This window comes from Polaromonas sp. CT11-55, assembly GCF_047303325.1.
Taxonomy (GTDB): Bacteria; Pseudomonadota; Gammaproteobacteria; order Burkholderiales; family Burkholderiaceae_C; genus Polaromonas.
Genome location: NZ_JBKBEX010000002.1, coordinates 327,714 through 350,593, shown reverse-complemented (window position 1 = coordinate 350,593; position 22,880 = coordinate 327,714). Strand labels below are relative to the sequence as shown.

Here is a 22,880-nt window from a genome sequence, read left to right as displayed (position 1 = left end):
CAGGGCCTGCGGCGCTCATTGCTTTGGGAGAGACAACAAGCATGCGTATCGGTATCTCGGTCCTCACACACGCCGGCCAGAACATCTGGGAAAACGGGCTGGGGCAGAACGTCATTTTCCTGGCCCAGTCCTTCCAGAAGCTGCCCTTTGTGCAGTCCGTCGTGCTGCTCAACGGCGGGGATCAGAGCACCATGCCGCCGCAGGTCAACATGGACGCATTGGGCCTGCGCATGATGTCCGCGCATGAAGCCACCGACCACATCGACCTGGCCATCGAGATGGCCGGCGCGCTGGACGTCAAATGGCTGGACTATCTGCGGGCACAGGGCAAAAAAGTGGTCTGGTATTGCGCCGGCCAGCCCTATGTCGGCCTGATAGAGCCCAGCGTGTTCGACCGCCCGGGGTTTTTCAGCCGGGCCGACCGCTGCGACGAGATCTGGATACTGCCCAAGGACTTTTCCGCCTTCGCCCCCATGCTGCGTGCCCTGCACCGCTGCCCCGTGCATGAGGTGCCCTATATCTGGTCGCCGCAGTTCCTGGACGCGCGCGCCAGGGAGCTGGAGAAAGAAGGCTTTTTCTTCGGCTACAAGGCGCGCGCGGCCGGCGCGGGCCTGCGCGTGGCCATCTTCGAGCCCAATGTGTCAGTGGTCAAATGCACCAACATCCCCATGCTGATCTGCGACGAGGCCTACCGCGCCGAACCCGCACGGGTGAGCTTCATGCACGTGCTCAACACCCTGCACCTGAAGGACCACCCCACGCTGCTGTACCTGGCCAACTCGCTGGACCTGGTCAAGCAGCAAAAAGCGATCTTCCAGGGCCGCCATGACTTTGCCGGCTACATGGTCCAGCATGCTGACGCCGTGGTGGCGCACCAGTGGCAAAACGACCAGAACTACAACTACCTGGACGCCCTGCACGGCAACTACCCGCTGATCCACAACTCGCCCTGGCTGCGCGACGCCGGGTATTCCGACTACTACTATCCCGACTTCAACACGGCCGAAGGCGGGCGCAAGCTGCTGCTGGCCGCAAGCCAGCATGACAGCCGCCTGGAGCAGCACCGCCAGCAGGCCCGGCGGGTGATCGCCTCCGTCGATCCCTTCGCGCACGGCAACCTGCAAAGCCTGGCGCGCAGGCTGCAAGCGCTTTTCAGCAATGCTGCAGGCGTGGGAGCCACCGCATGAGCCAGGCCAAAGCGACCACGCCGGACCGCCTGCGGGTCGGCGTTTCCATTTATGTGCGCAAGGGCGAGCAATCGCTGTGGGAAAACGGCATCTACCAGAACTGCCTGTTCCTGGTGATGCTGCTGCTCAAGGCGCCCAATGTGGCCGAAACCTACCTGGTCAGCGGGGGCGGCGACGGCGATGCGGCCGACGCCCAACGCTTCATGGCCGACTCCCCGGTGCCCATCATCGACATGGCGGCCGCGGCCGACAAGCTCGACGTCATGATAGAGATGAGTGCGCAGCTGAGCCGGGACTGGGCCGTCGGCTTTCGCGAACGCGGCGGGAAAATCGTGACCATGCGCGTCGGCAACGACTACGTCATCGACATCGAGCGCATGATCTTCAACAAGCAGCACGGCTTGCTGATCGCCGGAACGCCCTACGACGAAATCTGGACCCTGCCCGAGTACGAGCGCAGCTGCATGCACTACTTCGCCAGCGCGATGCGGGCGCCGGTGCGGCTGATGCAGCACCTCTGGAGCCCCGGCGTGATAGACCGCGCGGCCGCGACCCTGCCCAACGGCGAGACCTTCGGCTACAAGCCGGGCCGCAAAAAATGGCGGCTGGGCATCTTCGAGCCCAATATCTGCATGGTCAAGACCAGCCACCTGCCCATGCTGCTGATCGACATGGCGCACCGCGCCAACCCGCGCGTGATCGAGTTGATGCGGGTCTACAACAGCTTTCACATGAAGGACCACGTGACCTTTGTCGGCTTCGCCAACAGCCTGGACATCGTCAGGCACGGCCTGGCCGTCTTCGAAGGCCGCTTTCCGGTCTACCAGTGTTTGTCATCGCAGGTCGATGCCGTGGTCTGCCACCACTGGGAAAACGGGCAGAACTACCTGTACTACGAAGCGCTTTACGGCGGCTACCCGCTGATCCACAACTCCAGCTTCCTCGCCGATTGCGGCTACTTTTATCCCGGCTTCGACTGCGAGGAAGGCGGCCTGGCCCTGCTGCAGGCCTTTTCCCAGCATGACGCTGACCTGGCGGGCTACCGGGAGCGCGCGCGCACCTTTCTGCGCACCCTGGCGCCCGAGAACGAAGACAACGTGCGTGCCTACAATGAGGCGCTGGTCAATCTGTACCGCGCAAGTCCATCGTGATGTCCACCACTTCCCTCTCCTTTTTGCGCTGCGCGCTGCTGGCGGCCGCCGTTTTCGGCATGCCGGGTTTCCAGGCGCAGGCACAGGTCACACCGCAGCGCCCGCCCGCTCCCGTGTTGCCGGCACCCGCGGCCGGCGTACCGCTGGACGCGCTGACAGCCGCCGCCACCAATGTGGGCGTGAGGCGCTGCCTGCCGGCCATTACCCGACTGTCCTCGCTGACCGTCAGCGGCAGCACCGGCAACGACGTCCTGGTCGACTGGGACCGCAAGAACCCCGACGGCGGCCCCTTCTTCTCGCTCAGCGGCGTCGAGTACAAAAACGCCTCGCTGGCGTTCTCCCTGACGGCGGTGCCCGACAGCACGGGCGGCTGCTCGGTTGCGGCCGAACGCATCTCGGTCGCGCCCTTTGCCTGCCGCAGCATCGCGCAGCAGGAGCTGGGCGGCTACCAGGCCACGCAGCTGCTGGCCACCTTCACCGTCTACGTCGATGCGCGCGACCCCGGCGCCTCGGTGACCCTGATCGACTCGCCGCCCGGCTGCCTGATCATCCGCCGCCACGTCGAGTACGACTGGAAAGACCCCGCGCTGAGAGCGCCGAGGCGATGAACGGCGGGGCGCACCGATCATGAAGCCCCTGCGCATAGGCATCACCATAGGCCTGCGCTCGCCCGATGAAAGCCTGTGGGTCAACGGTATCAAGCAAAACGCGCTGAACCTGGCTTGCGTGCTGCAGGCCTCGCCGCTGGGCCACCGGGTGCAGCTGGTCAACACCACCGACGTACCCATCACCAGCCAGCTTCCCTGGGACCTGAAAGCTTTCCCGGTGGTCACGCTGGAGGCCGCGATGAAGGACCTCGACGTGCTGATCGAGCTGGGCGGCGGCATCAGCGAAGCGCATTCCCTGCAGCTAAAGGCGGCCGGCACGCGCCTGGTCAGCTACTGCTGCGGCAGCGAGTATGTGGTGGTGCTGGAATCCATCCTGTTCGGCCGGCCGCTCTGGCCGAGCGGCGTCTACATGAACCGCCACTACGACGAGATCTGGGTCATCCCCCAGGTGGCCAACAACTCGCTGTCCTTTATCCAGACGCTCAGGCGCTGCCCGGCCAAGGTCGTGCCCTTTGTCTGGGACCCGCGCTGGCTGGAGTCCAGTGTGGCGGCCCTGCCCCATGGCGCGCGCTACCAGCCGGGCCGCACGGCCAAGCGGCTGGCCGTCATGGAACCGAATATGGATGTGGTCAAGGCCTGCATCTATCCCATCCTGATCGCCGAAGCGGCCTTTCGCGCGCGGCCCGAGCTGATCGAATTCCTCAACGTCTGCAGCGCCAAGCACCTGGCCGAGCAAAGCCGCGAATTCCAGCTGCTGATGTTCCAGCTCGACATCGTCAATGCCGGCAAGGCCACCTTCCTGGGGCGCTATGACACGGCGAATTTCCTGGGTGAACACGCCGACGCCGTGATCTCCAACCAGTGGGACAACCCGCTCAATTATTTTTACTTCGACGTCTGCTGGCTGGGCTACCCGCTGGTGCACAACGCCGGCATGTGCAAAGAGCTGGGTTACTACTACGACGGCAACGACGTGGACGCCGGCGCGCGCCAGCTGCTGCAGGTGCTGGAGCGGCACGACGACGCGGCCACCGAATATGCCGCGCGGCAGCGGGAGCTGCTAAGGATGCACACGGCCGCCAACCCGGAACTGGTGGCCCGCTACGACGAACTGCTGGCCGGGCTTTTGACCGGCTGAGAATGCAGCCATGGCCCCCACAAGCCCCAGCCTGCGCATAGGCATCACCATTGGCCTGCACCAGGAGGCCGAGACGTTGTGGAACAACGGCATCAAACAGAACGCGGTATTCCTGGCCGAAACCCTCAAGCACTCGCGGCTGGTGGCCTCGGTGCGGCTGGTCAACACCACCGCCGTGCGCATCACGGCCGCCCTGCCCTGGGACCAGCGGCGCTGGCCCACCGTCGCCTTTGAGGACGCCAAGGACTCGCTGGACGTGCTCATCGAGCTCGGCGGCCAGGTCAGCGCGGAGCAGACCGACTACCTCAAGCGACGCGGAACGCGGCTGGTGTCTTACTGCTGCGGCTTTGAGTATGTGCATGCCATGGAGTCCATACTCTTCGGCAGGCCTTTGTTCGGCTACGACCTGTTCGTCAACCAGCGCTATGACGACCTCTGGGTCATCCCGCAGGTGGCGCCCATCAGCCAGCATTATTTTTCGACGCTGCGGCGCAGGCCGGCCACCGTCGTGCCCTTTGTCTGGGACCCGGTGTTCATCGAGGAACGCAGCCTGGCCCTGCCTGATGCCGGCCGCTACCACCCGCGGCACGGCCCGCGCCGGCTCAGCGTGATGGAGCAGAACCTGGATGTGGTCAAGTTCTGCCTCTACCCCATCCTGATCGCCGAAGAAGCCTACAGGCGCAGGCCCGAGGCGATTGCCTGGCTGCACGTGACCAATGCCATGCGCCTGGCGCAGGAGAGCAAGGAGTTTGTCGCGCTGATGAACCAGCTCGACATCGTGCGCCAGCACAAGGCCTCCTTCCTGGGCGTGTATGAAACGCCGGCCTTTCTCAGCGAGATGAGCGACGTCGTGATCTCGCACCAGTGGGAGAACGCGCTCAACTATTTTTACCTCGAGGTCTGCTGGCAGGGCTATCCGCTGGTGCACAACGCCCACCTGTGCGCCGACCTGGGCTATTACTACGAAGGCAATGATGTCGAGGCGGGCTGCGCCCGCCTGCTGGAGGTGTTCGACAAGCACGACGAGCAGGCCGCTGCCTATGCGGCGCGGCAGCGCGAGCTGATCAAGCGCTACCTGCCGGCCAATGCCGAGGTGGTGTCCCGCTACGAAGCGCTGCTGCTGCGCCTGATGGCCACGCCGCCGGGCTAGAGAGAGATGCGCGGCTGAAATAAAAATGCCCTCGCGAGGAGGGCATTGTTGCGGCCGGTGCGCCGGGCTCAGGCGGCGATTTCTTTGGCCGTGATCTGGTACTTGAAGTCGTCCGGCGCGTAGGAGTCAAAACGCCCCGCGGCGTTTTCGCCAATGGGGTACATAAAGAAGCCGAGCTTCTCGCCGGCCGACTTCGGCAGGGCCAGGTCGTGCGCCGTGTTGTAGGCCATCCAGTTGCCTTCCCAGCCGCCGAACAGCGCCTTGTTCACGGGCGCCACCACCGGGTCGGTGGTGGTCTTGATCCAGTCCGCCGTTTCCAGGCGCATCACCTTGGCTACGTCGGCCGGGTCCATGGCCACCCAGCCGTGGCCCTTGAGGTAGACCTCGGAGCGGCAATGCTGGGCGCCCTTGAGGCCGGCCGGGTTGCCCGAGAGCTCCTTGTAGCCGAAGGCCGAGGGCACCAGGCGTATGCCGTAGACGTCGCGCGCCGGCAGACCCACCGAGCGGCACAGGCCCACGAACAGCGCATTGAGGTCGGCGCACTTGCCGCCCAGGTTGCCGGTTTCCAGCATGGTCTTGATGTCGCCCTCGCCGCAGCCGCGCACCTTGGGCTCGCGGTAGGTGTTGGCGACGATCCAGTCATACAGCTTTTGCGCTTTCTCGACGTCGGTCTTCGCGCCCTGGGTGGCCGCCAGCGCGGTCTTGCGCACGATGCCGTCGGTCGGGATCAGCGTGGTCGGGCGCGTGAAATAGCGCAGCGTGTCGGCACTTTCGGCCGCGGCGGTTTTCTGCGACCAGTCGATGGCACGGCCCTGGGTTTGCACGCGGCTGGTCAGTTCCACAAAGGGTTTGGCCTCCGTGGCCGGGAATTCGGCATACAGCATCTTCGCGCCGTCGCGGCCGTCCTGCGCCAGCAGCGTGCTGCCGTTGCTCGAGAAGCTGTTGCCCAGCGAATGCTGGTAGTCGCTGTTGACCGAGGGAATCGGCAGCCAGACCTTGGTCACGCCTTGCGGCTTGAGGATGTCCACACGCGTCGTCACGTCAAAAGTGCGCCAGGCGCCGCTTTGGGGCGCGAAGTGGCGGCGGCTGGGGGCTCCGGTCTGGGCGAAGTTGAGGGATGGCAAGGCGGCGGCCATGGCGGCTGCGGCGCCGCTTTTCAGGAAGGCTCGGCGTACGGTGGTCATAAAGGATCTCCGGGTGGGGTGAGGGCGACGTGCACCGCGGCAGGTAAAGATGCCCCGGGATGTCAGGCTGCAATTATCGCCCCTGCCTTGCGGCGGCCATGTTCAAGGCTTGAGAAGGCCGTCAATCAGCTTCGCAGCCGCGGGCCCGGTCCAGTCGACCTCGCCCTTCACGCGCAGGCGCGGCCGGCCCGCGCTGTCCAGCATCAGCGTCGTCGGGAACACCTTCACCCCCCAGCGGCGCGCCGCCTCGCCCTTGAGGTCCAGCAGGACGGGCAGGGTCACGCCCGTGGTCTTGGCGAACTGCAGGGCACGCGCGGCCGGCTCCTTGAAGTTGATGGCCAGCACCAGCAGTTTCTCGGGCCCGTAAAAATCCGCCACCTGTTGCAGCGTGGGCATCTCGGCACGGCAGGGTTCGCACCAGCTGGCCCAGAAATTCAGCAGCACGGCCCGGCTGCGCAGGTCGGCGGGCGACCAGGTCTTGCCGTTGGTGTCGACCAGCGCGAAAGCGGACACCGGGCCGCCCCAGGGGCTGACTTCATACGCAGGGCCGGTCAAGCCCTGTGGCCTCGCCGGAAACACGGCGGCACCGGCGCTGATGGCAAGCGCCTGTTGCAGAAGATGGCGACGGGAGGAAGGCGGAATCGGCATGGGCCCAGCATTGGTAGGATGGGTGCTAGGGTAACCGAGCCCGGGGATGCCTGCATCCGTACGGGCGTCTTCACATCCATCACGGGAAGCTTCATGAACATCGATATCCGGGACGCGCAAGCGCGCGACGCCGCACTGATCCACGCCTTCATTGTCGAACTGGCCATTTATGAAAAAGCGGAGCATGAGGTCATTGCGAGCGCTGCGGACATTGAGCGCAGCCTGTTTGAGCAGGGCACACCCGCCCGGGCCCTGATTTGCGAAATAGACGGCCAGCCCGTGGGTTATGCGGTGTACTTCCTGAGCTATTCCACTTGGCTGGGCCGCAAAGGCATGTACCTGGAGGATTTGTACGTCTCACCCAAACACCGCGGCAGCGGCGCCGGCAAGCGGCTGTTGCGCCACCTGGCAAAGCTGGCTTTTGACAGCGGCTGCGGGCGCTTCGAATGGAGTGTGCTGGACTGGAATGAGCCGGCCATCCAGTTTTACCAGTCGCTGGGGGCCAAACCACAAGCCGAATGGGTGCGCTACCGCATGGCCGGTGACACCCTCAGGCAGTTTGCACAGGGGACCGAGCCCACAAGCCAGGCCCTGCCGACGCCATAAGCCCGCCCGCGCGGGCATGAGGGCACTGGTCAGCGGCGCCGGCTCTTTGTAAGAGCTTTTTTGTAAGAAATGACAGCCTGGGGCGACCAAATGCCACAGGGGGTCCGCACGCCGCTGCAAAAAACAGCACGGCGTTCAATCCACCTGGCGGCGCGAACCCTATATAGGACAGCATTTGGCCGGCGCCGCTTGCACCCAAAGCGATTCAGTCCTACAAACACTCTTTCCGAACGGCTTTTAAATCTAACGTCAACACGTCGTCATAACGTCATTACCAAATAACCGTAGCCAAGGCGAATCTTGAACCTACCACTCAACATCTCGGCCCTCTCGCTCCAGCTGCCTCCCGCGTCCCCGCAATTCATTGACCTCTACCGTCCGGACAGCGACGCGCAGGCCATGCATGCAACGGTGCAGGAACTGACTGAAGCACTGCTGGCCCCGGCGGCCGCCGTGTCGCCCAAATTCTTCTACAACGCGCTGGGCTCCAAGCTCTTTGAGGCCATTACCGGCCTGGACGAGTACTACCCCACGCGCACCGAAGCCGGCATCTTCGAGGCGGCGCGAACGCACATCGCCGCCACGCTGGCCGAGGCGGGCATCAAACAACCCTGCCTGATCGACCTGGGTGCGGGCAACTGCGCCAAGGCCATGGCGCTGATCCCCCACCTGCAGCCGCGCCAGTACGTGCCGGTCGATATCTCGGTCGATTTTTTGCGCGATGCGGCCGAGCAGGTGCAAAACAACTTTCCGGCGCTCGACATCGTCGGCCTGGGCATGGACTTCTCGGCCGGGCTGGCCCTGCCGGGCGAAGTCCAGGCGCATGAGCGGGTGTTTTTCTACCCCGGCTCCAGCCTGGGCAATTTCCACCCCGGCCAGGCCTTGCAGTTCCTGGAGCACATCGCCGACCCGGCGCAGGGCAAGGCGCGCGGCCTGCTGCTGGGCATAGACCTGGTCAAGGACACGGCGCGCCTGGAAGCCGCCTACGACGACGCGCTGGGCGTCACCGGCGCCTTCAACAAAAACCTGCTGCTCAACATCAATGACTTGCTGGGCTCGGACTTTGACCTGCGGCAATGGCGCCATGTGGCGCTGTTCAATGCCAGGGAGTCGCGTATCGAGATGCACCTGGAAGCGACGGATGAACTGACGGTGCGCTGGCCCGGCCACGAGCGCAGCTTCCAGGCCGGCGAGCGCATACACACCGAGTGCTCCTACAAGTACACGGTGCAGGGCATGACGGCCTTGCTGCGGCAGGCCGGCTTCAGGCACATCGAATACTGGACCGATCCCAACAGCTGGTTCGCGGTGTTCTGGGCTGCGGTGTAAACAAACCAGTTCGCCAAAAGAAAAAGGCCGGTTCCCCTCGGGGAAACCGGCCTTGTTTTTGAAGCGCTTTTTGAAGCGGGAGCGCGTCAGGCGCGCTCGCCCACCCAGGCCTGCACCGACTTCAGCGCATCGCCCAGCTTGGACGCATCCGTGCCGCCAGCCATGGCCATGTCGGCCTTGCCGCCACCCTTGCCGCCGACTTGCTGGGCCACAAAGTTCACGAGTTCGCCGGCCTTGACTTTGCCCACGCTGTCGGCCGTCACGCCCGCGGCGATCTGCACCTTGTCGCCGTCGACCGCGGCCAACACGATGACGGCGGTCTTGAGCTTGTCCTTGAGCTTGTCCATGGTGTCGCGCAAGGTCTTGGCGTCGGCGCCTTCGAGTTTCGCGGCCAGCACCTTGAGGCCCTTGACGTCCACCGCCTGCGTGAGCAGCTCATCGCCTTGCGAAGACGCGAGCTTGCCCTTGAGCGCGGCGATTTCCTTTTCCAGCGTCTTGACCTGGTCCAGTACCTGGCCGATGCGGCCCTGCAGTTCCGTGGGGCTGGCCTTGAGCGAGCCGGCCGCGGCCTGCACCGTGGATTCCAGCGACTGCAGATAGGCCAGCGCGTTTTCGCCGGTGACGGCTTCCACGCGCCGCACGCCGGCGGCCACGCCGCTTTCAGCCACGATCTTGAACAGGCCAATGTCGCCGGTGCGCGCCACATGGGTGCCGCCGCAGAGTTCCTTGCTCGAGCCTATGGTCAGCACGCGCACGCGGTCGCCGTATTTTTCGCCGAAGAGCATCATGGCGCCGCTTTTTTGCGCGGCTTCCATGTCCATCACGCTGGCGTCGGTCGCCACATTGGAGAGGATTTCGGCATTGACGCGAGCTTCGATCTCGCGGATCTGCGCGTCGGTGACCGGCGCGCCGTGCGCGAAGTCAAAGCGGGTGCGTTCGGCGTTCACCAGGCTGCCCTTTTGCTGCACATGCTCGCCCAGCACTTCGCGCAGCGCCTTGTGCATCAAATGGGTGGCGCTGTGATTGCGCACGGTGGCGGCGCGCACGGCCGTATTGACCTGCGCCTTCACCGCATCGCCGACCTTGAGCGTGCCCTCTTCCTGCGTGCCGTGGTGGCCGAACACATCGGCGCGGATTTTCTGCGTATCGTCCACCGCGAAGCTGGCGCCGGCCGCGGTGATGCGACCCTGGTCGCCGACCTGGCCGCCGCTTTCAGCGTAAAAGGGCGTGGTGTCCAGCACGACCACACCGCTTTGCCCGGCATTGAGGGCCTGCACGGCCACGCCGTCGGCATAAAGCGCCACCACTTTCGCGGGTTCTTCGAGCAGCTCGTAGCCGGTAAAGGTGTTGCCGCTGCCGGTGTATTCGAGCGCGCGGTCCATCTTGAACTTGCCTGCCGCGCGCGCCTGGTTCTTCTGCTTGTCCATCGCGGCCTTGAAGCCGGCTTCATCGACCTGAACATCGCGCTCGCGGCAAACGTCGTTGGTCAAGTCCAGTGGAAAGCCGTAGGTGTCGTGCAGCTTGAAGGCCACCTCGCCCGGCAGCACCTTGGCGCCGCCGGCCAGCGCCGTGTCCAGGATGGTCATGCCGATTTCCAGCGTTTCAAAGAAGCGCTCTTCCTCGGCCTTGAGCACGGCGGTGATGCGGGCTTCGTCGGTCCTGAGCTTGGGATAGGCGTCGCCCATCAGTTTGGCGAGGTCGGCCACCAGCTTGTGGAAGAAAGGTGTCTTCTTGCCCAGCTTGTAGCCGTGGCGGATCGCGCGGCGGATGATACGGCGCTGCACATAACCGCGGCCCTCGTTGGACGGGTTGACGCCGTCGCTGACCAGGAAGGCGGTGGCGCGGATGTGGTCGGCGATCACGCGCAGCGACTTGTTGCCCAGGTCCTTCTCGCCGGTTTCGCGCGCGGCGGCCTTGATCAGCGCCTCGAAGATGTCGATTTCGTAGTTGCTGTGCACATGCTGCAGGATGGCGGCCAGGCGCTCCAGGCCCATGCCGGTGTCCACGCAGGGCGCGGGCAGTTTGGTGACGCTGCCGTCGGCCGCCATGTCGAACTGCATGAACACGTTGTTCCAGATTTCGATGAAGCGGTCGCCGTCTTCATCGGGGCTGCCGGGCGGGCCGCCGGGAATGTGGTCGCCGTGGTCGTAAAAGATTTCAGAGCATGGGCCGCAGGGCCCGGTGTCGGCCATCATCCAGAAGTTGTCGGACTTGTAGCGGCCGCCCTTGTTGTCGCCGATGCGGATCACGCGCTCGGGCGGCAGGCCGATTTCCTTGGTCCAGATGTCGTAGGCCTCGTCGTCTTCCAGATACACCGTGGCCATCAGGCGCTCGGGCGGCAGCTTGTAAACCTCGGTCAGCAGTTCCCAGGCCCACTTGAGCGACTCGCGCTTGAAGTAGTCGCCAAAGCTCCAGTTGCCCAGCATCTCGAAGAAGGTGTGGTGGCGCGCGGTGTAGCCCACGTTTTCCAGGTCGTTGTGCTTGCCGCCGGCGCGCAGGCAGGCCTGCACGGACACGGCGCGCACATAAGGACGCTTGTCGGTACCCAGGAACACATCCTTGAACTGCACCATGCCGGAATTGGTGAACATCAGCGTCGGGTCGTTGCCCGGCACCAGCGAGCTGGAGGGCACCACGGTGTGCCCCTTGGACGCGAAGAAATCGAGGAAGGTCTTGCGGATGTCGGCGACGGTGAAAGTGGGCTGGCTCATCTTGGATTTTGTGGTCTGGCAAGGTGGCCGGCCGCCGGCGACCTCACCACTGCGTCGAACCCACCTAAGCGCTTGATTTACTTGAACATTCGATTATAGGCGTGGACCCCTTGGGCAGCCCCGGCGCCAGGCCAAGCCCCGCGCAGGGCCGGCGCATCAAGGCGGTGCCCGGCGCACCGCCCCGGCGCCGGGGGGCAAGCCAGGCCGCATGACGGCCCCAAAAACAGGCATCCAGGCCCTCACCTAGCGCGAAATTTGCTGGCACGCAAGCTGCTTAATACCCTATAAAGATAATTTAAATATTTTCTTAATATATTTATATCCAAGCAGTTTTCACCCTCATCCTTAGGAGCACTCCCTTGAACAACCCCCGCTGGCAAGGCATTTTTCCCGCCGTCACCACCAAATTCCACGCCGACGAAAGCATTGACGCCGAAGGCACGGCCCGGCACATCGATTTCCAGATCCGCAACGGCATCCACGGCCTGGTGACCTGCGGCTCGCTGGGCGAGGCCAGCACGCTGACGCTGGAAGAAAAACTCCAGGTCGCCAAGATCGCCCTGGACGCCAGCAAAGGCCGCATCCCGGTGCTGGCCAATGTGTCGGAGACCAGCACCCGCGAGGCGCTGCGCTATATCGCCGGCGCCAACCAGCTCGGCGTGGACGGCTTTATGGTCATGCCCTCGGTGATCTACGTGGCCGACGCGCGCGAAGCCATGCTCAATGTGCGCACCATGGCCGAGGCCGCGCGCAAGCCGGTCATGATTTACAACAACCCGGTCGCCTACCGGGTGGACCTGAAGCCCGAGCACATGGCCGAGCTGGCCGACTGCGAATGGCTGGTCGCCATCAAGGAGAGCACCGACAACATCCGCCGCATCACCGACCTGCGCAACACGGTGGGTGATCGCTACCAGCTCTTCCTCGGCGTGGACGACCTGGCCTACGAAGGCCTGGCGCTGGGCTGCGACGGCCTGCTGGCCGGCGTGGGTTGCGCCTTCCCGCGCGAAACCGTGGCGCTGTATGACCTCATGAAAGCCGGCAAGTTTGCCGAGGCGCTCAAGCTCTACCAGTGGATGACGCCCATGCTGCACCTGGACGTTTCCACCAAGCTGGTGCAAAACCTCAAACTCATCGACGCGCTGGTCGGCGTGGGCACCGAGCACATGCGCCGCCCGCGCCTCCCGCTGATAGGCGCCGAGCGCGAATTCGTCGAAGCCATTGTCAAAAAAGCCCTGGCCACACGGCCGGCGCAGTATCAGTCCGTTCCCTGAGCGAAGCGCCATGAAACCCGGCAGCGTGGAAATCCTGCTCGACGGCCTGCCGCTGCGTGTGCCGGCGGGCACCAGCGTGGCCGCCGCGCTGGCATTTCGTGCACCGGGTTGCGCGCGCGTGTCCGTGTCCGGCGAGACGCGCGCGCCTTTTTGCGGCATGGGCATCTGTCATGAGTGTCGGCTCAACATAGACGGGCAGCGCCGCCTGGCCTGCCAGACCCTGTGCAGCGACGGCCTGCGCGTGGAAACCGGGCTTCAAGCTGGAGGACAGAATCCATGAACGCTCCCGACAAGCCCGCACCCCCCGCACCCTCGTGCGAGCTGTTGATCGTCGGCGCAGGCCCGGCCGGTATGGCGGCCGCGCTGGCCGCCGCGCCCAGCGGCGCCCGCATCACGCTGCTGGACGACAACCCGGTCCTCGGCGGCCAGATCTGGCGCGACGGCCCGGGGGCCCATTTGACGCCGCAGGCGCTGCGCATGCGCGAGGCGCTGGCACGCTGCGCCAACGTGCGCCTGCTCTGCGGCACGCGCGTGGTCAGCCTGGCCGGCAGCAGCGCGCTACTGTTGGAAGACACCAAACAAGGCTGGGTTCAGCCTTATGACAAATTGATCCTGTGCACGGGCGCGCGCGAACTGCTGCTGCCCTTCCCGGGCTGGACGCTGCCCGGCGTCACAGGCGCCGGCGGTTTGCAGGCCCTGGTCAAGGCCGGCCTGCCGGTGGAGGGCGAACGCATCGTGATCGCCGGCAGCGGCCCGCTGCTGCTGGTGGCGGCCGACACGGCGCGGCGCGCCGGCGCAAAAGTTGTTCGCATCGCCGAGCAGGCAGGCCTGCCGGCCGTCGCGGGTTTTGCGGCGCAGTTGCTGCGCTGGCCGGGCAAGGCCACACAAGCCCTGGGCCTGGCCAGCGCGCGCTACCGCACAAGTACCTGCGTGGTCTCGGCGCAAGGCGAGGGCCGCGTTCAGTCCGCGCGCCTGCTGCATGCCGGCCGCGAGACCGAGATCGCCTGCGACCGCGTGGCCTGCGGTTTCGGCCTGGTGCCCAACACCGAGCTGGGCCAGTTGCTGGGCTGCGCGCTGACGCCAGCGGGCAGCGGCGCGCAGGCCCTGGCCGTTGACAGTCTGCAGGCGACCAGCGTGGCTGGTATTTACGCGGCTGGCGAATGCACAGGCGTGGGAGGCAGTGAGCGCGCGCTCGCGCAGGGCCGCATCGCCGGACTGGCGGCCGTGGGGGACAACGCCGCCGCGCAGCGCCACAACGCGGACCGCGCGCACTGGCAAGCCTTTGCCGCGCAGCTGCAGCGGCACTTCGCGCTGGCGCCCTCGCTCAAGACCCTGGCGCGGCCCGACACCCTGGTCTGCCGCTGCGAAGACGTGACGCAGGCCGCGCTCGCCGGCTGCGGCAGCTGGACCGAGGCCAAGCTGCACACGCGCTGCGGCATGGGCGCCTGCCAGGGCCGCGTCTGCGGCGCGGCGGCGCATTTTCTTTTCGGCTGGACGCCGCCCGCGCCCAGGCCGCCGCTGTCGCCCGCGCGCATCGCCACGCTGGCAAGCCCACACACCACCGACTGAAAACGCCCACCACCATGCCACAGGACATCATTCTCGAAACACAGGGACTGACCAAGGAGTTCCGCGGCTTTGTCGCCGTGCGCAACGTCGCCCTGCGCGTGCGGCGCGGCAGCATCCACGCGCTGATAGGCCCGAACGGCGCCGGCAAAACCACGGTCTTCAACCTGCTGACCAAGTTCCACACGCCGACCGAAGGAAAAATCCTCTTTAACGGCGCCGACATCACGCAGGAAAAACCCGCGCAGACCGCGCGCCGCGGCATCGTGCGCTCCTTCCAGATCTCGGCCGCGTTCCCGCAGCTCTCGGTGCTGGACAACGTCAAGATCGCGCTGCAGCGCAAGCTCTGCGTGGAATACCACTTCTGGCAGTCGATCGCGGCCATGCGCAAGCTGGACGAGCCGGCCATGGCCCTGCTCGAGCAGGTGGGCCTGGCCCGCTTTGCCGCGCTGCTCGCCGGCGACCTGCCCTACGGCCGCAAGCGCACGCTGGAGATCGCCACCACGCTGGCCCTGGACCCGGAACTGCTGCTGCTCGACGAGCCCACGCAAGGCATGGGCCACGAAGACGTGGACCGCATCAAACAACTGATCAAGCAGGTCTCGGCGCAGCGCACGGTGCTGATGGTGGAGCACAACATGAAGGTGGTGGCCGACATCAGCGACACCATCACCGTGCTGCAGCGCGGCGAGGTGCTGGCCGAGGGGCCTTATGCCGAGGTCTCCGCCAACCCGGCCGTGCGTGAAGCCTATATGGGAGTCGAAGAAGATGCCTGAACCCCTCCACCATACCGGCGAAGCGATGCTCACCATACGCGACCTGCACGCCTGGTACGGCGAATCGCATGTGCTGCAGGGCATCAACCTGGACGTCAAGGCCGGCGAATGCATCACCCTGCTGGGCCGCAACGGCGCGGGCCGCACCTCCACGCTGCGCGCCATCCTCGGGCTGGTCGGCAAACGCACCGGCTCGATACGCGTGGCGGGCAAGGAAACCATCGGCCTGCCGCCGCACCGCATTGCCCGCCTGGGGCTGGGTTATTGCCCCGAAGAGCGGGGCATCTATGCCTCGCTGACCGCCGAGGAAAACCTGTTGCTCTTGCCCAAGGTCGGCGAAGGCGGCATGTCGCTTGAGCAGATTTACGCCATGTTTCCCAACCTCCAGGAGCGCGCCGCCAGCCCCGGCACGCGGCTGTCGGGCGGCGAGCAGCAGATGCTCGCGATGGCGCGCATCCTGCGCACCGGCGCCCAGCTGCTGCTGCTCGACGAGATCACCGAAGGCCTGGCGCCCGTGATCGTGCAAAAGCTCGGCCAGGTGATACGCGAACTCAAGGCGCGCGGCTTCACCATCGTGCTGGTGGAGCAGAACTTCCGTTTCGCCAAACACCTGGCGGACCGCCACTACGTGATCGAACACGGGCAGGTGGTTGAAGTCATGGAGCAGCGCGAGGTCCAGGCCCGGCAAGGCCGGCTTGACGAGCTGCTCGGCATCTGAGTTTTCACCCTTTCCCTTCCCCCTCTCCCCCATCTCCTTTGCTTTTTTCCTTAACCCATGGAGCCCTTTATGCAATTTCGCAAACTCTCCGTCTGCCTGGCGGCCTGCGCGGCCCTTTCGTCCCTGTCCGTCCACGCCCAGGTCAGCGATGACGTCGTGAAGATAGGCGTGCTCAACGACCTCTCGGGCATTTACTCCGACCTGTCCGGCCAGGGCTCGGTCACGGCGGCGCGCATGGCCATCGAGGAGATGGGCGGCAAGGTGCTGGGCAAGCCGGTCGAGTTGGTCTTCGCCGACCACCAGAACAAGCCCGATGTGGCGGCCAACCTGGCGCGCGGCTGGTTCGACCAGGGCAAGGTCGACATGGTGACGGACTTCCCCACCACCTCCACCGCGCTGGCCGTGATGGAAATCGCCCGGCAGAAAAACCGCGTGGTCATGCCCTCCTCGGGCCTGGCCACCGCGATCCTTGGCGAAAAATGCACGCCGCTGACCGCGCAGTGGACCACCAACACCTACGCGCTGGCGGCCGGCACGGCGCGCGCGCTGGTCAAGGAGGGCAAGAAGACCTGGTACTTCGTCACCGCCGACTACACCTTCGGCCATTCGCTTGAAAAGGACGCGACCGAAGTCATCAAGGCCGACGGCGGCAGCGTGGTCGGCAGCTCGCGCCACCCCTTCCCCGGCAACGACTTTTCGTCCTTCCTGCTCAAGGCCCAGGCCTCCAAGGCCGACGTCATCGCGCTGGCCAATGCCGGCAACGACACGGTCAACGCCATCAAGCAGGCCAATGAATACGGCATCACGCGCAAGCAGGTGGTCGCGCCGCTGCTGACCTACATCTCCGACGTGCACAGCATAGGCCTGGACAAGGCGCAGGGCATGTATTTGAGCGAAGCCTTTTACTGGGACTACGACGAGCGCTCGCGCGCCTGGTCCAGGAAATTCTTCGAGAAACAAAAGCGCATGCCCACCGCCGCCCAGGCCGGCGTCTACTCGGCCACGCTGAGCTACCTCAAGGCCGTGCAGGCCGCCGGCACCGACGAGGCCAAGGCCGTGATGGCGCAGTTGCGCAAGATGACCATTGACGACGCGGTGATCCGCAAGGGGAAGCTGCGCGAGGACGGCGCGCTGGTCCACGACATGCTGCTGCTGCAGGTCAAGACGCCGACCGAGTCGAAAGCGCCCTGGGACTACTACAAGGTCAAGTCCGTGCTCAAGGGCGCCGACGTGTTCCCGCCCATCAACCCCGCCTGCCAGGCCGGCAAGTAACTCCATCTCGCGCGCGGCGGCAGGCCAGGGGGCGGCCGCCGCGCCACCGACGAAACACACATCATGTTTGACATCCCGATGCAGTCCCTGCTGGCCCAGTTGCTGGTGGGCCTGATCAACGGCTGCTTCTACGCCATGCTGAGCATGGGCCTGGCGATCATCTTCGGCCTGCTCAACATCATCAACTTCGCGCACGGCGCGCAGTTCATGGTGGCCGCCTTCCTGGCCTGGATCGGCTTTTCGCAGCTGCCGCTGCTGCTGGGCCCGGAGTTCAAGATCAACTTCTGGGCGGCGCTGGTGCTGGCGCCCCTCATCGTCGGCGGCCTGGGGGTGCTGCTCGAAAAAACCCTGCTCAAGCGGCTCTACCACCTGGACCACCTTTACGGCTTGCTGCTGACCTTCGGCGTCTCGCTGGTGCTCGAAGGTGTGTTCCGCCACTTCTACGGCATCTCGGGCGCCAGCTACGACCCGCCCGCGCTGCTGCAGGGCGGCGTCGACCTGGGGTTTATGTATTTGCCGCTCTACCGCGGCTTCGTGGTGGTGGCCTCGATATTGATCTGCGGCTGCACCTGGTTCCTGTTCGAGAAAACCCGGCTGGGCGCCCTGCTGCGCGCCGGCACCGAGAACCCCAAGCTGCTGCAGGCCTTCGGCGTCAACATCCCGCTGATGATCACGCTGACCTACGGCTTCGGCGTGGGCCTGGCCGGTATCGCCGGCGTGCTGGCCACACCCATCATGCAGGTCAACCCGCTCATGGGTGCCAACCTGCTCAACATCGTGTTCGCGGTGGTGGTGATAGGCGGGCTGGGCTCCATCCTGGGCGCGGTCGTCAGCGGCCTGGCCCTGGGCCTGCTCGAAGGCCTCACCAAGGTGTTTTACCCCGAGGCCTCCACCGTGGTGGTGTTCGTCATCATGGCGGTGGTGCTGCTGACGCGCCCCGCCGGCCTTTTCGGCAAGGAGCACTGAAGCCATGAAATCCCTGCTCACCCACATTCCCATGCCCGTGCCCATGCCCGTGCGTATCCTGCTGGCGCTGCTGCTGCCCGCGCTGCTGGTGCCGGCCTTCCCCGAAATCGCCTACCCGGTCTTCATCATGAAGGTGCTGTGCTACGCGCTGTTCGCGTTGGCCTTCAACCTGCTGATCGGTTTCACCGGCCTGGTGTCCTTCGGCCACGCGGCCTTCTTCGGCTGGGCCGGCTACACCACCGGCATCCTGATGATCCGCTTTGGGTCGGCGGGCTTTCCCGTCGAGCTCGCCATCCTGGCGGGCATGGCGGTGGCCACGGCCATAGGCTGGCTGATAGGCACGCTGGCGATACGCCGCACCGGCATCTACTTCGCGATGATCACCCTGGCGCTCTCGCAGGTGGCCTACTTCCTGGCGGTACAGATCCCCTGGACCGGCGGCGAGGACGGCATGCAGGGCATCCCGCGCGGCAAGCTGCTGGGCCTGGTCGACCTCTCGGTGGACAACAACATGTATTACTTCACGCTGGCGGTGTTCGTCGCGGCCTTCCTGGCCATACACCGCATCGTGCATTCGCCCTTCGGCCAGGCGCTCAAGGCGCTGCGCGACAACGCGCCGCGCGCCATCTCGCTGGGCTACGACACCGACCGCTGCAAGCTCTACGCCTTCATGCTGTCGGCCGCGCTGGCCGGGCTGGCCGGCTCGCTGAAGGCGCTGGTGCTGCAGCTTTCCGCGCTCAACGACGTGATGCTGAGCACCTCAACCGAAGTGCTGCTGATGACGCTGCTCGGAGGGCTAGGCACCAGCTGGGGGCCCGTGGTAGGCTCCACCCTGGTGGTCAGCCTGCAGAACCATCTTGCCGCCCTGGGCGGCGTGGTAACCGTGCTCATAGGCCTGACCTTCATCGTCTGTGTATCGTTCTTCCGGCGCGGCCTGGTCGGCGAATGGCAGGCCCTGCTGCAACGCCGAGATGCCCAACAACACCATGTCCCTGTCCACGACCGCACCGCCAACAGCCCCTAAACGCCGGGCCGCCGACGTCGCCTATGACGCGATCGAAGCCATGATCGCCACCTTGCAGCTGCAGCCCGGCGCCCCCGTGGTCGAGGCCGACCTCGCCCAGCGCACCCAGTTGGGCCGCACCCCGGTGCGCGAGGCGCTGCTGCGCATGGTCTCCATAGGCCTGATCGTGCAACAACCCCGGCGCGGCCTGCTGGTTTCCAACATCGACCTGGCCGACCACCTGGACGTGATCCTCACGCGGCGCGTGCTCGAGGGCGTGATCGCCGCGTGTTCGGCGCGCCGCGCCACGGCAGCCCAGCGCAAGGCCATCGTCGGCTGCGCGGCCAAGATGGTCAAGGCCGCCGAGCGCGCCAACCTCGAGGCCTATATGGCGGCCGACCACGAGCTGGACCTGGTCAACCACGAGGCCTGCCGCAACAGCTCGGCCGTCAAGAGCGTGGTGCCGCTGATCGTGCAGTGCCGGCGCTTCTGGTACGCCTACCAGCACGAGGGCGAGATCGCCGAAGGGGCGCGCTTTCACATGGAGCTGGCCCAGGGCATCGCCACCGGCGACGGGGCCGCCGCGGTGCTGGGCGCGAACAAGCTGATGGATTACCTTGAGGGCTTCGCCCGCCGCGTCATCGAGATCTGAGGCCTCGCCAAAAGCCCGGGCCCCGGGCGGCTACTGGGCGGCTTGCTGGCCCAGCTCAATGCGGTGGGACAGGAAGCGCCATATGCGCTCATCGTCGCTGAAGGCCACGTTAAAGCGCAGCCAGCCCGTGGGATGGGGGTCCATCAGGAACAGCTGCCCCGGCCCCAGCATGATGCCCTCGGGCGTGGCCTCCTTGGACAGCTCCGCGCCGTCCGGGAGGTCAGGGTGCCGGGCCCACAGGTACATGCCGGCCCCCGGTTCATGGAAAAGCTCAAACCCCAGGCTGCTCAGGTTCTTTTCGGTTTTGCGGTGCGCCAAAGCCAGCTTCTCGCGAAGCGACTTGAGGTGCTTGCGCCAGCGGCCGTCGGTGACCACGCCGAAAGTCAGCCGCTCGGCGATATCCGAAGAGGTAAGCCCCGAGATCATCTTGAGCTGGGCCAGGTCCTCGATCAGGTCGCCGCGCGCCAGCAGGTAGCCCACGCGCAGGTTCGGCGAAATTGTTTTGGAAAAGCTGCCGATGTACACCACGCGCCGCAGCTGGTCCAGGCTGGCCAGCGTGGAGCGCGAGGTCGGGTCCATGTCGGCGTAGATATCGTTTTCCACCAGCATGAAATCATGCGCCTCGGCCAGCTGCAGCAGGCGGTGCAGATGGGCCGCCGAGGCGATGGAGCAGGTCGGGCTCTGCAGGCGGGGCTGCGTAAAAAAGGCCTTGGGCTTGTGCTCGACCAGCAGCGCCTCCAGCGCGGCGAGGTCATAGCCCGTGGGGGTGCGCGGTACACCCACCAGCCTGGCGCCCAGAAAACGCAGCATGAACATCAGGTTGGGATAACCCGGGTTGTCCACCAGCACGGTGTCTCCCGGTTTGAGGAGCTGCCGGGCCACCAGGTCCAGCGCCTGGCTGGAGCCCTGCGTCAGCAGCACCTGGCTCACCTCAACCGGTATCTGGTTTTCTGCCAGGGCCTCCGCAATGACCATGCGCAGCGCCATATGCCCATGTGGCAGGCCGTAACCTTCCAGGGAAGAGCCGTCCACCGACAGCTGCCGCATGCTGCGGCGCAGCGCGTCCCCAAACAGGAAATCGTGGGGCAGCCAACCACAGCCGGGCTTCATCGGCAGGTTGCGGTTTTCGAATATCTGCTTGAGGTACCAGCGTGCGTCGAATTTCGGCTGCGGGGGCTGGGCATAGGGCGTACCTGATGCCCCCTCGTCACCCCGGCGCTTGACGAAAAACCCGGCATTGGCCCGGGAAACAAGCCAGCCCTGGGCCACCAGGCGGTCATAGGCCTCCACCACGGTAAACACGCTGACGCCGTGCATGGCGGCAAAACCACGGATGGAGGGCAGCTTGACGCCCGGTTTCAGCGCCTGCCCGGCAATCATCCCACGCAGGCCGTCAACGATCTGGCTCACCAGGGGGGTCTGCAGTTCCGGGCGAAGTGTGAGCATCAAAAAACCAAAAAGGGCGAATTGTGCATCGCAATCCTCATGCACCAGGTTGGGGTATCCATGTACAGGATTCTAGACCCGCACAGTGTGCTGAAAAGCACGCAAAGCTGTACATGGACTGGGCTGGCGCCGAATTTTAAAGTCCACCCCGTTCCCTACTTAAACCTTGAAACCACCTTCATCATGCAGCCAAACCAAACCTCCACCAACGCCGCCCTGATGGCGCGCCGCCAAGCAGCAGTGACGCGCGGCGTCGGCCAGGCACACGAGATTTTTGCCAGCCGGGCGAAAAACGCCGAACTGTGGGACGTGGAAGGCCGCCGCTATATCGACTTCGCCGGCGGCATCGCCGTGCTCAACACCGGCCACCTGCATCCCGAAGTCATTGCCGCGGTCAAGGCCCAGCTCGACCTCTACACGCACACCTGCTTCCAGGTCGTCGCCTATGAGCCCTACGTCGAACTGGCGGAAAAGCTCAATGCCCTGGCGCCCGGCAACTTCGCCAAAAAAACCTTGCTGCTGAGCACCGGCGCCGAGGCGGTCGAGAACGCGGTCAAGGTGGCGCGGGCCTACACCAAGCGCCCCGGCGTGGTCGCCTTCACCGGCGGCTACCACGGCCGGACCAACATGACGCTGGGCATGACCGGCAAGGTGGCGCCCTACAAGCTGGGCTTCGGCCCCTTCCCCGGCGAGGTGTTCCATGCCGAATTCCCCAACGCCCTGCACGGCGTGAGCATCGACCAGGCATTGCATTCGGTCGAGCAGATCCTCAAAAACGACGTCGAACCCGAACGCGTGGCGGCCTTCATCATTGAACCGGTGCAAGGCGAAGGGGGTTTTTACGTCGCCCCACCCGAATTCATCAGCCGCCTGAAGGCCCTGGCCGACCGCCACGGCATCCTGCTGATCGCCGACGAGGTCCAGACCGGCGCGGGACGCACAGGCACCTGGTTCGCGAGCGAGCAGTGGCCGGTGGCCCCCGACCTGATCGCCATCGCCAAATCGATGGCCGGCGGTTTCCCCATCTCGGGCCTGGTCGGCCGCGCAGAAGTCATGGACGCGCCCGGCCCCGGCGGCCTGGGCGGCACCTATGCCGGCAGCCCCATCGGCTGCGCCGCGGCGCTTGCCGTGCTCAAGGCCTTTCAGGAAGAAAAGCTGCTGGATCGCAGCAAAACTCTGGGCGCCCACCTGGTCAAGGGCCTGCGCGCCATCGCCGAAACGGAAAAGTCCATAGGCGACGTGCGCGGCCTGGGCGCCATGATCGCCATAGAGCTCTTCGAAAACGGGGACCTCGCCCGCCCTGACGCGGCCCTGACCAAGCGCGTGGTGGCCGAGGCCGCCCGGCGCGGGCTGATATTGCTCTCTTGCGGCACCTACGGTAATGTGATCCGCATTCTCGTTCCCCTCACGGCGTCCGACGCGCTGCTCGACGAAGGTCTGAAAATCCTGGCCGACAGCTTCGCCGCAACGCGTTGATCTCCGTGACCAGCTCAGG

21 protein-coding genes are annotated in these 22,880 nt (G+C 65.4%); 17 read left to right on the top strand and 4 right to left on the bottom strand.

Annotated elements, in window-relative coordinates; translation table 11 throughout:
• The first annotated feature begins 41 nt into the window (after nt 1–41).
• The 5 genes from ACEN8I_RS03555 to ACEN8I_RS03535 are packed head-to-tail and all read left to right on the top strand — an operon-like array spanning nt 42 to nt 5,234.
• Complete coding sequence (locus ACEN8I_RS03555) at nt 42–1,187, top strand: DUF2827 domain-containing protein (protein ID WP_413326341.1); 1,146 nt, start codon at nt 42–44, stop codon at nt 1,185–1,187.
• A complete protein-coding gene (locus ACEN8I_RS03550; RefSeq protein WP_413326339.1) occupies nt 1,184–2,338 on the top strand; it encodes a DUF2827 domain-containing protein in 1,155 nt (384 codons plus the stop codon). The genes ACEN8I_RS03555 and ACEN8I_RS03550 overlap by 4 nt, the downstream gene beginning before the upstream one ends.
• On the top strand, nt 2,338–2,946 hold the full coding sequence (locus ACEN8I_RS03545) for a hypothetical protein (protein WP_413326337.1): 609 nt from the start codon (nt 2,338–2,340) through the stop codon (nt 2,944–2,946). Before ACEN8I_RS03550 ends, ACEN8I_RS03545 begins: the two co-directional genes overlap by 1 nt.
• Before the next feature lie 19 nt (nt 2,947–2,965).
• On the top strand, nt 2,966–4,084 hold the full coding sequence (locus ACEN8I_RS03540; RefSeq protein WP_413326335.1) for a DUF2827 domain-containing protein: 1,119 nt from the start codon (nt 2,966–2,968) through the stop codon (nt 4,082–4,084).
• 10 nt (nt 4,085–4,094) lie between these two features.
• On the top strand, nt 4,095–5,234 hold the full coding sequence (locus ACEN8I_RS03535) for a DUF2827 domain-containing protein (RefSeq protein WP_413326332.1): 1,140 nt from the start codon (nt 4,095–4,097) through the stop codon (nt 5,232–5,234).
• A 68-nt stretch (nt 5,235–5,302) separates the two neighbouring features.
• On the opposite strand, the gene ACEN8I_RS03530 is transcribed toward ACEN8I_RS03535, so the two are convergent.
• The gene (locus tag ACEN8I_RS03530; protein ID WP_413326330.1) at nt 5,303–6,418 is read right to left on the bottom strand and encodes a transglutaminase-like domain-containing protein; all 1,116 of its coding nucleotides are present in this window, start codon (nt 6,416–6,418) and stop codon (nt 5,303–5,305) included.
• Between the two features lie 102 nt (nt 6,419–6,520).
• Nucleotides 6,521–6,973, bottom strand: a complete 453-nt coding sequence (locus ACEN8I_RS03525; protein WP_413326328.1) for a TlpA family protein disulfide reductase — start codon at nt 6,971–6,973, stop codon at nt 6,521–6,523.
• Nucleotides 6,974–7,159: 186 nt separating this feature from the next.
• On the opposite strand from ACEN8I_RS03525, the gene ACEN8I_RS03520 reads away from it, so the two are divergent.
• Nucleotides 7,160–7,672: an N-acetyltransferase family protein gene (locus ACEN8I_RS03520; protein WP_413326326.1), complete on the top strand. Its 513-nt coding sequence runs from the start codon at nt 7,160–7,162 to the stop codon at nt 7,670–7,672.
• A gap of 300 nt (nt 7,673–7,972) precedes the next feature.
• Nucleotides 7,973–9,001 carry an L-histidine N(alpha)-methyltransferase gene (gene egtD / locus ACEN8I_RS03515; RefSeq protein WP_413326324.1) on the top strand — a complete coding sequence of 343 codons (1,029 nt, stop codon included), beginning with the start codon at nt 7,973–7,975 and terminating at the stop codon, nt 8,999–9,001.
• Between the two features lie 86 nt (nt 9,002–9,087).
• On the opposite strand, the gene alaS is transcribed toward egtD, so the two are convergent.
• The gene (alaS, locus tag ACEN8I_RS03510) at nt 9,088–11,712 is read right to left on the bottom strand and encodes an alanine--tRNA ligase (RefSeq protein ID WP_413326322.1); all 2,625 of its coding nucleotides are present in this window, start codon (nt 11,710–11,712) and stop codon (nt 9,088–9,090) included.
• A 359-nt stretch (nt 11,713–12,071) separates the two neighbouring features.
• Here alaS and ACEN8I_RS03505 point away from each other — a divergent pair, with 359 nt between their 5' ends.
• The 9 genes from ACEN8I_RS03505 to ACEN8I_RS03465 all read left to right on the top strand — a co-directional run bounded on the left by ACEN8I_RS03505 (nt 12,072) and on the right by ACEN8I_RS03465 (nt 19,939).
• The gene (locus ACEN8I_RS03505) at nt 12,072–12,986 is read left to right on the top strand and encodes a dihydrodipicolinate synthase family protein (RefSeq protein WP_413326319.1); all 915 of its coding nucleotides are present in this window, start codon (nt 12,072–12,074) and stop codon (nt 12,984–12,986) included.
• A gap of 10 nt (nt 12,987–12,996) precedes the next feature.
• Complete coding sequence (locus ACEN8I_RS03500) at nt 12,997–13,266, top strand: 2Fe-2S iron-sulfur cluster-binding protein (RefSeq protein ID WP_413326317.1); 270 nt, start codon at nt 12,997–12,999, stop codon at nt 13,264–13,266.
• Nucleotides 13,263–14,555 carry an FAD-dependent oxidoreductase gene (locus ACEN8I_RS03495; protein WP_413326314.1) on the top strand — a complete coding sequence of 431 codons (1,293 nt, stop codon included), beginning with the start codon at nt 13,263–13,265 and terminating at the stop codon, nt 14,553–14,555. Before ACEN8I_RS03500 ends, ACEN8I_RS03495 begins: the two co-directional genes overlap by 4 nt.
• A 14-nt stretch (nt 14,556–14,569) precedes the next feature.
• Nucleotides 14,570–15,328, top strand: a complete 759-nt coding sequence (locus tag ACEN8I_RS03490; protein ID WP_413326312.1) for an ABC transporter ATP-binding protein — start codon at nt 14,570–14,572, stop codon at nt 15,326–15,328.
• A complete protein-coding gene (locus ACEN8I_RS03485) occupies nt 15,321–16,046 on the top strand; it encodes an ABC transporter ATP-binding protein (RefSeq protein WP_413326310.1) in 726 nt (241 codons plus the stop codon). Before ACEN8I_RS03490 ends, ACEN8I_RS03485 begins: the two co-directional genes overlap by 8 nt.
• Nucleotides 16,047–16,115: 69 nt before the next feature.
• Entirely contained in the window at nt 16,116–17,318 is a 1,203-nt protein-coding gene (locus ACEN8I_RS03480; RefSeq protein WP_413326308.1) for an ABC transporter substrate-binding protein, read from the top strand.
• 63 nt (nt 17,319–17,381) lie between these two features.
• Nucleotides 17,382–18,284: a branched-chain amino acid ABC transporter permease gene (locus ACEN8I_RS03475; RefSeq protein ID WP_413326306.1), complete on the top strand. Its 903-nt coding sequence runs from the start codon at nt 17,382–17,384 to the stop codon at nt 18,282–18,284.
• Nucleotides 18,285–18,288: 4 nt separating this feature from the next.
• The gene (locus tag ACEN8I_RS03470; protein ID WP_413326304.1) at nt 18,289–19,308 is read left to right on the top strand and encodes a branched-chain amino acid ABC transporter permease; all 1,020 of its coding nucleotides are present in this window, start codon (nt 18,289–18,291) and stop codon (nt 19,306–19,308) included.
• On the top strand, nt 19,271–19,939 hold the full coding sequence (locus tag ACEN8I_RS03465) for a GntR family transcriptional regulator (RefSeq protein ID WP_413326302.1): 669 nt from the start codon (nt 19,271–19,273) through the stop codon (nt 19,937–19,939). The genes ACEN8I_RS03470 and ACEN8I_RS03465 overlap by 38 nt, the downstream gene beginning before the upstream one ends.
• Before the next feature lie 30 nt (nt 19,940–19,969).
• On the opposite strand, the gene ACEN8I_RS03460 is transcribed toward ACEN8I_RS03465, so the two are convergent.
• Nucleotides 19,970–21,385 carry a PLP-dependent aminotransferase family protein gene (locus ACEN8I_RS03460; protein WP_413326300.1) on the bottom strand — a complete coding sequence of 472 codons (1,416 nt, stop codon included), beginning with the start codon at nt 21,383–21,385 and terminating at the stop codon, nt 19,970–19,972.
• Nucleotides 21,386–21,568: 183 nt separating this feature from the next.
• On the opposite strand from ACEN8I_RS03460, the gene gabT reads away from it, so the two are divergent.
• Entirely contained in the window at nt 21,569–22,861 is a 1,293-nt protein-coding gene (gene gabT, locus ACEN8I_RS03455) for a 4-aminobutyrate--2-oxoglutarate transaminase (RefSeq protein ID WP_413326298.1), read from the top strand.
• Nucleotides 22,862–22,880 lie beyond the last annotated feature (19 nt).